The following is a 13771-nucleotide window of genomic DNA, read 5'->3' as shown; positions in this document are numbered from 1 at the left end:
TTTCATCGCCGCAGTCTTCTCTTTTTCCACGTTGCGTATCATGCCAGCGATCTCTCGCTCTGCCGAATCCACATCCGTGCCGAATCGGTCACCTTGGGCGCGTCTTGCCGTTTTGGCCAGTTGGATGATCGGTTGTACGGTCGCTTGGACCATAACGGCGTCGGCCCAGGAAGACACGGACGCCAGCATCACACCGGAACAACTGCGATTCTTTGAAACCAAGATCCGGCCGCTGCTGGTCGAACATTGCTACCGATGCCACAGCAGCGACGGCAACGGCGTGCGTGGCGGTTTGCTGGTGGACAGTCGACGCGGTTTGGCCGATGGCGGCGACAGCGGACCGGCGATCGTCCCAGGCGATCTGGACGAAAGCCTGCTGTACAACGCAATCACGTACGAAGATTTCCGAATGCCGCCCGGCGGTCGACTGCCCGCCCAAACGATCGACGACTTTCGACAGTGGATCGAAATGGGCGCCCCCGATCCACGCGTCCAAGAAATTCAACATGTCGACAGCGGTGTGACCGACGAAGACATCCGGCAAGGGAAATCGCACTGGGCTTATCAACCGGTCCGTCCCAGCGATCCGCCGCAGGTCAGCGACGACGATTGGTCCACCAGCGAGATCGATCGTTTCGTCTTCGCTAAAATGAGATCGAATGATCTGCAGCCCGCCGTCGACGCGGAATCGAACGTTGTGTTGCGTCGGCTGTGCTTTGATTTGACCGGATTGCCGCCCACCCCGCAGCAGATTCGCAGCTTTCAATCGGCTTGGGAAAAGAACCCACAGCGGGCGATCCGCTGGGCAACCGATCGTTTGTTGGATTCCGACGAATTCGGACGCCATTGGGGTCGGCACTGGTTGGACGTCGCACGGTATGCCGAATCCAGTGGCAAGGAAGCCGACATGACGTTTCCCCATGCGTGGCGGTATCGCGATTATGTGATCGATTCGTTCAACGACGACAAACCCTACGATCAGTTCGTCCGCGAACAGATCGCCGGCGACCTGTTGCCCGCCGAATCCGACCAGCAATGGGCCCAGCAATTGATCGCGACGGGCTTCCTGGCGATCGGCCCGAAAACGCTGACCGAACAAAACCCGCGTCAGTTCCAAGCCGACTTGATCGACGAACAAATCGACACCACCACACGTGCGATTCTTGGCGTCTCGGTCGCTTGTGCACGATGCCATGACCACAAGTTCGACCCGATCCCGCAAACCGATTACTACGCCTTGGCGGGGATCTTCGCCAGTACTGAAACCTACTTCGGCGGCATCGCCAGTCGACGGGCGCGACGCGGAAGCGATCTGTTGGTGTTGCCCATCGATGATCCCAATCCGTTCGACCCGTCGGTGGATGCTAACGAACTGAAAGAGATCCCCCAGCGTTTGGCTCAACTGCGAGTCGACTATGCCGAAGCCCGACGTCAACAACGAAATCAAACCGCCGATAAGTCAAGCGATGCTCAGATGCGTCGCAATCTGCTCAGCCAAGGCCAAATCGATCAACAGATCGCCACGTTGACCGCCAAAGCCAACTCCGTCGACCAGTCGGGCCAACCGCTGTCGTTTTGTATGGGCGTCCAAGACAAAGATGAACCGATCGACGGCCGATTGTTCATCCGCGGCGATGTGACTCAACCAGCACAGGAAGTTCCGCGAGGGCTTGTCCGCGTTCTGTGTGACGATCCGATGCAGATGCCCTCCGATGCAAGCGGTCGTTTGGAATTGGCCCGCTGGATGACCGACGATCAAAACCCGTTGACCGCTCGGGTGATGGTCAATCGAATCTGGTTGCATCTGCTGGGTCGTGGATTGGTAGAAGACCCTGACAACTTTGGCATGTCGGGGACCGCACCCACGCACCCGGAACTGCTGGATCACTTGGCCGCCCAGTTTGTCGAAAACGGCTGGTCGGTGAAATCGATCGTTCGGCAAATCGTCACTTCGCGAACGTATCGTCTTTCGTCCACCGCCGATGACGCTTCCTTCCTGGCCGATCCGGAAAACAAATACTACAGCCGCGGAACCTACCGACGTTTGAACGCCGAATCGATTCGCGACGCGATGCTAGTGACGGCCGACCGTTTGAACCACCAGACGCCGCGTGCATCAGAAATTGCAGAATATGGCCCCACCGTCTTGGGCCCCGATGGTCGTCCGCCCCAAGCGGCGATTCGTGACGAAATCACCAAAGCGATTCAATCACGTTTCAACGAATCCTCGCTGGGACGAATGCGTGACGCGATGCGACGACGGCGTGGGAATTCCCGATCGGGTGCATCGCCGCGTCCGACGATCGATCCCAGCGCACCGGCGGATGTTCGGTCCAACGACCGCAGCGTCTATCTGCCGATCGCCCGCGGATCGGTCCCCCGGTCAATGGACGTGTTCGACTTTGCCGACACAAACATGTTGATCGGGAAACGCGACAGTTCCAACACGGCACAGCAGGCCCTTTTCTTGCTGAACAACGATTTGGTGATCCGCTGCAGCGATGACTTCGCCCGGCGTTTGATTCGCGAAAATGATCGCCCGGTCGACCTGATTCGCGATGCCTACTTGATCGCCTATGCCAGGGAAGCCACCGCCGATGAAATCGCTCAGGCGGTCCGCTTTCTACGCACCGCCGCGTCGACCACGGAAGAAGAATCTTTCGCAACCACCGGCCCGCTTGGACGTCCCGGGATGAATCGTGCATCGCGATTTTCCGCCCGACGAATCCCACAACAACGCGACGGTCGCAGCGACGTCAATGTCGAAGCGGTCCGTCAGTTTTGTCACAGCTTGTTGGCTTCGGCCGAATTCCGTTACCTCGATTAGAAAGTCATACCAGCCATGAACCATTCTTTCGGAATCGGATCGCGACGCCACTGGTTGCAAACTGCTTCGGCCGGATTCGGCTATCTGGCCTTCGCCGGGATCAGCGGACGCAACGCAGCGACCGCGTCACCAACGGACGATGCAACAACAGATCAATCGTCGCCAAACCCGCTGGCCGCAAAGTCACCGCATTTCCCGGCGACCGCCAAACGAGTGATTTTCCTGTGCATGCAGGGTGGTCCGTCACACGTCGACACGTTCGACTACAAACCGGAGTTACAAGACAACGCGGGACGACCGGGGGTCTATGGCGGTCGTCTGTTGGCGTCGCAGTGGAAGTTCCGCCAACGTGGCGAAAGTGGTTTATGGATATCTGATCTGTTCCCCAATGTTGCCAAACATGCGGACGACTTGGCGCTGATTCGTTCCATGCACTGTGACCAACCGGTGCACCCGAGAGCGTTGACGCAAATGCACACGGGCAATGCCCAGTTCGTTCGGCCGTCATTGGGTGCTTGGACGCTGTATGGTTTGGGAACGGAAAACGAAAGTCTGCCGGGCTTCATTTCCCTGAACCCGCCCCGCGGTGCGTCACAGAACATGGGCAGCGCGTTCTTGCCCGCGGTGTACCAGGGCACCGGTATCGGCCGCGCATCCCGGCGTGTGGCGACCAACCGTCGTCAAGGTTCCAGCAATCCTGCGGATCAAGTTCCCGACATCAAGAATGCCCGACTGGGCGAATCGGCCCAGCGACGGCAATTGGCCTACATTCAATCGCTGAACCGTCGCAAACTGTCTGGCGATTCTCGTGATGCCGCGATCGAGGGTGCGATCGAATCGTTGGAACTGGCGTTTCGCATGCAAGACGCGGTGCCCGAGTTGATGGACATCGGCAATGAATCCGATGCGACGCGACGCCTATACGGTTTGGACAATCCGACAACGTCCAGCTTTGGGATGCAGTGCCTGATGGCTCGCAAATTCGCCGAAGCCGGCGTGCGTTTTGTCGAAGTCACGCATGGGAATTGGGATCACCATTTCCGTCTTTCGACTTCGCTTCCGCAACGATGTGGCGAAGTCGATTTGCCGATCGCCGGTTTGTTGGCCGACTTGAAACAACGCGACCTGTTGAAAGACACCCTGGTGATCTGGGGCGGTGAATTTGGACGCACCCCGGATGCCCCCGGTGGGGACGGTCGCGACCATAACAACAACGGCTACACGTTGTGGATGGCCGGTGGCGGCGTTCAAGGCGGAATCAGCTACGGGGCGACCGACGAATTTGGATTCAAAGCCGTCGAAAACCCGTGTCACATTCACGACTGGCACGCCACGATCCTGCACCTGATGGGTCTGGACCACAAACGGTTGACCTATCGTTATGCCGGACGGGATTTTCGTTTGACCGATGTGGCGGGCAACGTGGTGACGGACATCTTGCGCAACCCAGCCTGATCGACGGGATCAACGTTCCCTACGCTTGCAACGAACGGGACAAGATCTGCATGGTGTCGGCCTGATAGCCGCGGACACGCTTGCTTGCTTCCGCGGCCTTATGTTTTGCGGCATCCTGATCAGTCGCCATTTGCAATACCGTGTCGGGAATCCGGGCGACGTCTTGTTCGTCGTCCAAGTCGAACAACCAATCTTGTAATCCGATGTCTCGCCACATCATCCCTTTACTGGTCTGTTCGGCAAAGCGACATACAATCGCGGGGATTCCGTGGCCGATGCACATGATCGGCGAATGCATTTCGTTGCCGAACAAGCCCGCACTTCGAGTGTAAACACTGACGGCTTCACCGGTCAGCCAGTAATCCGGTTTCCAAACCACACGTTTGCGAACGTCATCGTCCAGCTTGTCGTAAACGTTTTGCTTGCCCACCGCCATCTGCGTCTGGTCTTCGGGACACAGCAAGATCTTCATCTCCGTTTCCCGAACCACACGTGTGATCGCATCACGCAGCGGGCGATGGTCGTGTTCACGCATCTGTTCGTTCCGCTGATGCTTCACCGGATCCATTGGCCGCTTCTTCGACGGGATCGTCCAGTACGGCGTGTAGCGTAACCGTGGGATGCAGCACAAAAACTGCTTCGGCGTCAGATCGTGGCTTCGAAGAAACGCATCGGCCGCGGCATCGTCCCGCAAGTCACACGCGAACGCGGCATCCGGACCGAATTGCATTACGGGACACTGGCACCCCAGTGATTTGGCTAGTCCCAATGACACCGAATCGCGGAAGAACACAAAGTCAGCATTGGTCAGATGTTCGATCGTCTGTGCCATCGCTTCGTCCGATGTCGCCGTGGTGGACGAAGACTTCTTCCTGGGCAGTGTGATGCCATAACCCCCATACGGTTTGTCGGTCGCATTGCGCCAACGTGCAATGTCCTTTTCTGCGACCAGCGAAGCACCACTGCCGTGTAGAAAGAAATCACATGACTGGATCGCCGCTTGGCGGTCCGATTCGTTTCGCAAAATGTTCAGTTGCGGAAACCGATTCATCAACAACTGATCCACGCCGTTGTCGATCTTCGATGGCCACAGATGCACCTGAGCCGATGGCAGGTATTGTTCCAAAATATGCAGCAATCCCGGCGTGTGCGCGATGTCGCCGATGTTGACCGTTTGCCAGGATGACCGCAACAAGATCTGGGGGTTCGATCCCGCATCGGCAAGACAACGCTGCATCGTGGCAGCCAAAGTTCCAAACAAACCGGCGGACAGAAAATGGCGACGTTTCATGTTGGGACAGACCAAAACTTGGCAGGATCAATACGAGGCGGGCGAGATGGAACGAAAGCAAAGGGGACGATCACGGCGATTGAATCGACAGCACTATTTCAAGGGACGAACCTCGCCATGCGTCCGCGTGCGATTCAATTTGGCACGCAGATCGTCCGCCTTGTCCGGGTACCTGTCGATCAAGTTATCGTGTTGGGACAAGTCATCCGACAAACGATACAGTGCCGCGGAAGAATCATCTTTGGCGTAGCCGAACGCTTCATCAAACCAAGTCGGCACTGCACTGTGGTTGCCGGTCTTTGCATCGACCAGCACCCAGTCGCCTTCGCGAAACGCAAACTTGTTTTCGTAAGTATTGTGCACCACTGATTCGCGTGCCGATGCTTCACCGCGCAGCATTGCCGTTTGATCATGGCTGTCTTCCGCCGTCCCGTCTGCTACTTCCGCGCCAACGATCGCCGCCACGGTGGCGAACAAGTCGACTTGGCTGATCAACCCGTCGTTGACGGTTCCGGGCTGGACGTGGCCCGGCCATCGAATCAGCATCGGCACACGGTGTCCGCCTTCCCAAATATCACGCTTCAGTCCACGCAAAGGACCGGCGCTGCGGTGGTCGTGATTGCGAATGCGTTCGTAAGCGTATTTTTCGGGACCATTGTCGGCACTGAAAACCAACAAGGTGTTTTCGGTCAATCCATGCTGGTCCAACGCATTGAGCAATTGGCCCAGATGGTGGTCGCTTTGCGCCATGAAGTCACCGTAGGGCCCGGCATTCGTTTTGCCTTTCCATGCTTCGGTGGGAATGATCGGTGCGTGCGGCGAAGTCCATGGCCAATACAAGAAAAAGGGCCGATCGTCTTTGGCCGCCTGACTGACCCACTTGACGATGTGTTCGGTCAAGGTCGGCATCACGTCGTCTTGTCGCCAGCCATCGACCATCGGTCCAGGACGCCCCTCGGCTGACCCTTCGTCAGGTTCGGGGTTGGGAACATAAGGCACCGTCGGTGGCTGAATCACACGGTCGTCTTTGATCCACGCATAAGGCGGAAAGTTCGGGACGTCGTCGCCAAAGTAATGATCGAACCCATGGGCCAACGGGCCGTCGGGAATCGGCTGGGACCAATCATAGGCATCGGCCGGCCAGGTGCGTTTTCGCCCCGTACCGATCGTATGGGCGTCGGGCTTTCGCAGCGCCGCCCAGTCCCAGCCCAGATGCCATTTGCCGATACAGGCGGTCGCATAGCCGCGTGACTTCAGCATTTCCGGCAATGTCGTGCGCTGTGGATCGAACACGGATTCGCCCCACGAATTGACGATGCCGTGGAACTTTCGCCAGTGATAGCGTCCGGTCAGCAGTGCATAGCGACTGGGTGTGCAGATGCCTGACGAACTGTGGGCATCAGTGAATCGCATCCCCTCGCTGGCAAGCCGATCCAGATTCGGCGTCGGAATTTTGGAATCAGTATTTTGGACCGCCAAATCTCCATAACCCATGTCGTCGGCGTACACGATGACGATGTTGGGAAGCGGTTCGGCCACCGCCTGGAACGACCCTGCGCCAAACAGACAGCCGACGACGAACCCAACAAACCGGATACCGGCCCCGACGCGATTCGCGGGGCAAAAAGACCGATGGAGCAAGCTGAGTGGCATGATGGGGGACGCGTTCAGGTGGGATGCGATCAGGCGGGCGTCGCGGCGAGGCCGCTATTTTCACGGCATACGGTTTTGCCAAGCCGTTGGAGGCTCCTTTATAGTCGATGCAGACTTAGGGCACGCGTGTGGCGTTGTGAACAGGTCACGACACGACCGGCTGGTTCCTTGGTCCCATCCAAACAAAAGATTCACGTGATGACAAAACACTTTGCTGCTCTGTTTTTGATCGGGCTGATGTGGGCCGACACGGTGCCGGCCCAGGATGACTGGACCGGTTGGCTGGGGCCACAACGCGACGGGATTGCCCGTGGGGTGGAATTGCCCGATTCGCTGCCGGACGAACTGAACGAGCGTTGGTCGATCAATGTCGGCACCGGGTATGGGTTGCCCTTGTTGGTCGGGGATCATGTGTTTCAACACGCACGCCAGAACGACGCCGAAGTGTTGTGGTGCATCCGTGTCGATTCCGGCGATGTGGTTTGGAAACAGTCGACGCCGGTCCCGTTCAAGATCGGCAACGGCGGTGAGTGGCATGGCAAAGGCCCCAAAGCGTCGCCAGCCTATGCCGACGGCCGCGTCTTTACGCACAGCATCACATCGGTCTTGTCCTCCTTTGATGCGTCCAGCGGTCGTCAACTGTGGCAACGGGATCTGACCAAAGACTTCTCCGCACCGTACCCGTACTGGGGTGCCAGTGCATCGCCGGTCGTTGCCGAAGGCTTGGTCGTGTTGCACTTGGGCGGCGACGACGACGGGGCGTTGTTCGCGTTCAACGCGGAAACTGGCGAAACGGTTTGGCGATCGGGAACCGAAGGGGCGTCTTATTCATCGCCGCTGATCGCCACCATCGATGGGACCGAACAAGTCGTTCAGTGGAATCATCAATCGCTGGTCGGTGTCCGCTTGACCGATGGACAACCATTGTGGTCGTACCCGTTTCCTCACGTCGGCAGCGACCAAAACATGCCCACACCGACGATCATCGGTTCGACCATTTTCTTAAGCGGTGAAAACCGTGGTGCGCATGGCTTGTCGATTGAACACGACGGGGAATTCTGGTCGGCAAAGTCCGTTTGGCATCAAGACGACGTGGCGTTGAACATGAGTTCGGCCATCGCCTATGAAGGCAACGTGTATGGGTTTTCGCAGTACGACCGCGGCCGGCTGTTTTGCTTGGATCCCGCCAGTGGCGAAGTGCGTTGGACGGGACCGCCGCGTACCGGCGACAACGTCATGTTGTTGGCAGCCGACGGCCACATCGTCGCACTGTTGGACACCGGCAAACTGGTGATCGCTGAAGCGACGCCGGACGATTATCGCGAAGTCAAACGCTATGACGTGTCAGATCAACCCACCTGGGCACCCCCGGTCTTGCTAAGCGACGGTGTGCTAGTCAAAGACAAAGAAACGCTAAAAAGGCTGGCCTGGTAAATCGCCTTCGATCGCATCGCGAAACAAATTGTCGCCTTTCGCTCCGCGAAAGTTGCGTTCCATGCCCTCCGCAACTTTCGCGGAGCGAAAGGCGACGATGGTCGAAAGCTGGTTAGCCGACGTGTTCCAATAATCGGTCGACCACGTTTTCGACGCTCAAGCCTTCCGCTTCCGCTTTGTAACTCAGCAGAACGCGGTGCCGCAAAGTCGGCTGTGCGAGCGCGCGAATGTCGTCGAAGCTGACGTGTGCGTTGCCACGCAGCAATGCCCTTGCCTTACCGCCCAACACCAACGTCTGTGCGGCGCGCAAGCCCGCGCCCCAGCTGACGTATTGATTCACAAAGTCCGGCGTCCCGTCGCGCCCCGGTCGGCTGCTGTCGACCAGTTTGACCGCCATCTTTGCCACTTCGTCGGCGATCGGCACACGGCGCACCGCTTCGTGAAAGTTGATCACGTCTTCCCCGCTGAACAGTGCTTCGATCGGTTCCGGCTTTGACGCGGTCGTCTGCAGCACCACCGCCAATTCGTCCGCCGGCGGCAAGTAGTCGATCAACACGTTGAACATGAATCGATCCAACTGTGCCTCGGGCAACGGATAAGTGCCTTCCATTTCGATCGGGTTCTGAGTCGCCAAGACAAAGAACGGCTCGTCCAACGTGTACTTTTGACCGCCCGCGGTGACCTGATGCTCCTGCATTGCTTCCAACAACGCCGCCTGCGTCTTTGGCGGCGTCCGGTTGATTTCGTCCGCCAGAATCACGTTGGCAAAAATCGGGCCTTTGACGAACTGCATCTGACGATGTCCGTCGTGGGTGTCTTCCAAAATTTCCGTTCCCGTGATGTCCGCCGGCATCAGATCGGGCGTGAACTGGATCCGCTGGAACTTCAGCCGAAAGACTTGGGCAACACTGCGCACCAGCAACGTCTTTGCCAGGCCGGGTGCACCGGTGATCAAACAATGCCCACCGGCGACCAAACAAATCAACAACTGTTCGATCACATCCTTTTGGCCGACGATCGTCTTGGACAGTTCGGCTTCGATCTGGGTGCGACCGTCGCGCAATTGTTGGACGACGCGGCCTTCTTCTTCGACGTTCATCATGATGGGATTGCTTGTTGAAGGATGGTTGGGCGGGGAAGCGTCCCGGCGGGTTTGATGCCAGCGATGGGCCGAATCACGTTGATCGGCATGGGGTTGGATTCAGTGGGTCATCGCATAGGTGACGATGTTGATCCCCAACGGGTAAGCCTTCTTGACGGAAAACTCGTTGAAGTACCACGGGTCTTCGCCTTCGCGTTCCCATCCGTCACCCAAATCCGTGTTGTGACAAATGAAAACCATGATGCGACCCGCGTCATCGTAAATCGCGCGATAGTGGGGCGTCTCGGTGTCGTTATTCCAAGACCGTTCCCACGTTTCGATTGAACCATCGGCGCGGCGACGTGCCTGTCCGATCGCTGGCACCTGCGGCTTTTCCTTCAAATCGTAAACGTTGTGAAAGATCTCGTGTTCCAGGGGAACTTCGCTGGGCGTTCGATCGGGAAACACACGTCGCAGTTGTTCAGCAAGATTCTGATACTCGCGATCACCCCAAAAATCGTCCACCATCAGAAAGCCGCCGTTGTAGCAGTACTTTCGCAGTGCGGTGACCTCATCATCACGAAAGTACAATTCGCCCGGTTCGATCATGTAGATGAACGGATAGTCGAACAAACGATCGTCGGTCAAATCCAGAACAATGGGTTCCGGGTTCACCTTCAGCGAAGTCAACTGATGCAGCCGAAGTGAGAAATTCAAATCGCTGTCGCGATAATCCGTTGCCCATCGACCGCCGCGACCACCCCAGGATTCGTATCGGATCCGCACAAACGTGAACAAATCCGTTTCAAAGTCCGGGTCGGTCTCCCATTCCGGGACGCCATTGCGTCCGGCATCGCGCCAATCGCGACCGCCCCAGCCATATCCAGATCCGCCACGCCAACGCCGTGACTGGCTGAACGCCACTGCAGATAGCATCACCAGCAAAATCGCGGAAACGAAAACCGTTCTTGGCCGTCGCAGCATCATGGTCGGGCTCCTTCGACGGGTGCGGGTTGATCGGCGCGTCTGCCCCCACCGGGACCGCCGGTTTCCGATTCGACCCGTTTGTCTGTTTCATCAGATGCGGACGTATTATCAGCGCCGGTATTGCCAGTGCCGCTGACATCCGAATCCGCTGACGCCTCGTCATTCGCATCCTCGATGTCCGCGCGACTGACGCGAACCAGCAGCGCCAAAGCATCGCGAAACCGTGGCGCGTCCTGGAGAGATTTTAAGACCGATCGTTTTGCCGCCACCGTATTGTCCAACTGTTCCCAGCACGTCGCCAGTTCATAGTGCAACCCGACCGGATCGATGGGGTCCAGTTCCAACAGGGCTTTCAACGGAGCGATCCGATCAGCGGGCCGCTCCAACTCCTTTGCCGCGCGATCCGCCCATGTGTGGCCCACGGCCATCAGCGGGTTGATCGCCAAAATTCGCCGGGCCTGTTCATGGACTTCTTCCCAGTCATCCCGCTCGGCCGCCAACTCCGCAAGTCGCACGTGTGCCGGCCACAGGTCATCGTTCTTGGACACTTGCCGGCGCAGCGTTTCGGTTTCCTTTTCGACATCGCCCTCTTTGCGATACATCGACGCCAACGCAGCCAACACGCCGCCGCGATCCCCATGATCGACACCGGCATCCAACAGTTGTTGATAGATCTCGATCGCTTCCTCCCGCTGGCCCGCCTCGGCCAAGGTGTCCGCTTGCAACCGCAGACTTCGATAATCTTGCGGATGTTGCTTCATCCATTCCGCAATCGCATCCGGATCGCCGCCTTCGGGCGGTCCATCGGGATCCCACTGGACGCCCTTGCCGAAATCTTCGGCGACCGACGTGGCGTAGGTCAAAAACCCCTGGTCCAACCTGGCCAGCGATCCCAAATTGGCCTGCAACGCGTCGTTCATCGATCGACCATTGCCGAGATCTTCCAACACGGCGTTCACTTTTTCTTGACCGTATTGATCCATCAGGTACTCCACCGCCAGTGACGATTGGTAATACGCGAACTGCAGATGAACCGGTGACTTGGGTGCCAAAAACGCCGCGCTTAACTGGCTGATCGGAACCAATTCGCCGTCGCGAACCATCATCTTGTAAGTCGGCGTGATTTGTTCGCTCCAAGACGGGTCGCGTTGACGTTCCTCATAGACCGAAATGCCTTCGCTAAGCCAACGCGGCATGCGGTTTTTGGTCTTGTTCAACGTCACGACGTGACAAAATTCGTGCCACAAAACGGCTTGCCAATTCGACGGCGTCGCCCCCTGTGATGCCGGACTGTTCGCCGTCACAACATTGCCAAAACACACGCCCAAGAACCCGGCCCCGCCCGGAAGCCCGAAGGTGCGAATCGCAAAGTCCTCCTGCTTGGGAAAGATCTCGACAACGACCGGCTGATCCAGCGTCACGCCGTATTTCTTACACAGCACCGCTTGGGCTTCGGTCAATAGTTCCAAAACATCGCCGCCGTACACCGCAGCTTCGCGTGCGTCCATGCGGACGTGAAGATTGTCCGCCGACAGAGTGGAGAAGTCTTTGATCGAATCATACAGACTGATCAAGTTGTACGCGGTCACGTTGTAGGGGTCTGATTCGTTGACCTGTTCGGCCAAAGCCCAGCCGACGTCGTCAAACCCCAGACGCAACAAGTCTTGGGCAAGCTGGAACTTTGCCGGGCCATACCCCGTGTCGAACGCCAAAGCGGCCCGTTGATACTCACTGCCCTCGGCAAAGCGGTATTTGTCGGAAAGTTTGCGACCGATCAAATGATCGACTTCCGGGTTGGTCGGCCAAGTCGAAAGCGCCGCCGCCCGCATCAGTTTTTCGACTTCGTATCGACCGTCCAAATTGGCCAGCACCGCCAACAAGGCCCAAGCACGAGGCTCATGGACATTGATCTGTAAGATCTCGGTGATGCGATCCTCCGCTGCATCGAATTGTTCGGCATCGATCGAACGTTCGGCATCCAACAGCAAACTGTCAACATGCCGTGGGTTGATCGACAGTGCCATTTCCAATGCTTCGGCGGCCGCCGCACGATCGGACGATTGCAACGATCGAGACAGGAGGTAGTAAATGCGCGGATCGGATTCGGCAAGCTTCTCGGCCGCCCGCAGCGTGTCGGCCGCGACTTTGAAGTCTCCCTTGGTGATCGCCAATTCCGCCGTTGCGATATACGATTCGACGTACTTGGGGTCGGCATCGCGGACGCGGTCGTAAAACTGCTCCAAGATCAATCGAGCGTCTTCGCCACGTCGGACGTAGAACCGACCGGCCGCGATCACATTGTCGCCGGTGGCGTACCGCGAACTACGACGCAAAACGTCCATGAACGCCGCCTGGGCCTGTCGGGCTTTCTCCTGGTTGCCCGTGTACTGATAGGCGTCGATGCCCAGTTGTCGCAAAACCAGGCTGCCGGAATACCGCAAGATCGCCTTTTCGTACGTCTGTACCGCTTGGGCGTACTGTCCGCGATCCATTTGGCATCGCATCAGCAGACGCGACCAGCGTTCGTTCCACACGCCACGCTGGACTTCTGCATCGGCAATCTCCTGGGCTCCCTTCAAATCACCGGTGCGGTACAGCAGTTCGGCGGTGGCCAGATCCGCGGCGTCGACCGACGAAACGAGAGCCAACAGGATCGCCAGCGTCACCGCCACAGCGTGGGGCCAACGGGCCGTGTTTCGACGGGTTTCGATACTTCGGGACGAAAAAGAACTCGACGACAATCGGAGGCTCCGGGTCTGGGCGAACACGAAATCGATCCGGTCCAGTTTATCGTGTTCAACCCCACCGAAGCGCCACCGGACTGCCGGGACCGCCAATTTTCGCGTTTCGGAAACTTCGCAGGCCACTGAACCCAATGGAGGACCAATTTCACATTCGGATCACTCGTCAAGTTTACCCGAGTCACACCGACCGCCTGTGCGGAGCAAATCGTCGTCCGGGTCATGACGATCGATCACACCAAGCCCACACGTTGTCTGACGGAGAAAAGTAATTGAGTCCTGCCCTCATTGTTTTCAAAAAC

Annotated in this window: 8 protein-coding genes; 3 read left to right on the top strand and 5 right to left on the bottom strand. The window is 57.8% G+C overall.

What is annotated here, in order from left to right:
* The first annotated feature begins 40 nt into the window (after positions 1–40).
* A complete protein-coding gene (locus tag Mal65_RS11310) occupies positions 41–2827 on the top strand; it encodes a PSD1 and planctomycete cytochrome C domain-containing protein (RefSeq protein WP_196784767.1) in 2787 nt (928 codons plus the stop codon).
* Positions 2828–2842: 15 nt separating this feature from the next.
* Positions 2843–4282 carry a DUF1501 domain-containing protein gene (locus Mal65_RS11305; protein ID WP_145297349.1) on the top strand — a complete coding sequence of 480 codons (1440 nt, stop codon included), beginning with the start codon at positions 2843–2845 and terminating at the stop codon, positions 4280–4282.
* Between the two features lie 19 nt (positions 4283–4301).
* On the opposite strand, the gene Mal65_RS11300 is transcribed toward Mal65_RS11305, so the two are convergent.
* Together Mal65_RS11300 and Mal65_RS11295 are read right to left on the bottom strand one after the other, a co-directional pair.
* A complete protein-coding gene (locus Mal65_RS11300) occupies positions 4302–5573 on the bottom strand; it encodes a polysaccharide pyruvyl transferase family protein (protein WP_145297346.1) in 1272 nt (423 codons plus the stop codon).
* Positions 5574–5666: 93 nt separating this feature from the next.
* Complete coding sequence (locus Mal65_RS11295) at positions 5667–7112, bottom strand: sulfatase family protein (protein ID WP_231131344.1); 1446 nt, start codon at positions 7110–7112, stop codon at positions 5667–5669.
* A 312-nt stretch (positions 7113–7424) separates the two neighbouring features.
* Here Mal65_RS11295 and Mal65_RS11290 point away from each other — a divergent pair, with 312 nt between their 5' ends.
* Entirely contained in the window at positions 7425–8660 is a 1236-nt protein-coding gene (locus Mal65_RS11290) for a PQQ-binding-like beta-propeller repeat protein (protein WP_165701209.1), read from the top strand.
* Positions 8661–8772: 112 nt separating this feature from the next.
* Here Mal65_RS11290 and Mal65_RS11285 read toward each other — a convergent pair whose 3' ends face one another.
* The 3 genes from Mal65_RS11285 to Mal65_RS11275 all read right to left on the bottom strand — a co-directional run bounded on the left by Mal65_RS11285 (position 8773) and on the right by Mal65_RS11275 (position 13400).
* Positions 8773–9759: an AAA family ATPase gene (locus tag Mal65_RS11285; RefSeq protein WP_145304848.1), complete on the bottom strand. Its 987-nt coding sequence runs from the start codon at positions 9757–9759 to the stop codon at positions 8773–8775.
* Between the two features lie 102 nt (positions 9760–9861).
* Complete coding sequence (locus Mal65_RS11280) at positions 9862–10728, bottom strand: DUF4159 domain-containing protein (protein WP_145297338.1); 867 nt, start codon at positions 10726–10728, stop codon at positions 9862–9864.
* Positions 10725–13400, bottom strand: a complete 2676-nt coding sequence (locus Mal65_RS11275) for a peptidase MA family metallohydrolase (RefSeq protein WP_196784765.1) — start codon at positions 13398–13400, stop codon at positions 10725–10727. The genes Mal65_RS11280 and Mal65_RS11275 overlap by 4 nt, the downstream gene beginning before the upstream one ends.
* Positions 13401–13771 lie beyond the last annotated feature (371 nt).

Source organism: Crateriforma conspicua (assembly GCF_007752935.1).
Classification (GTDB): Bacteria; Planctomycetota; Planctomycetia; order Pirellulales; family Pirellulaceae; genus Crateriforma; species Crateriforma conspicua.
This window is presented reverse-complemented; position numbering and strand designations above follow the sequence as displayed.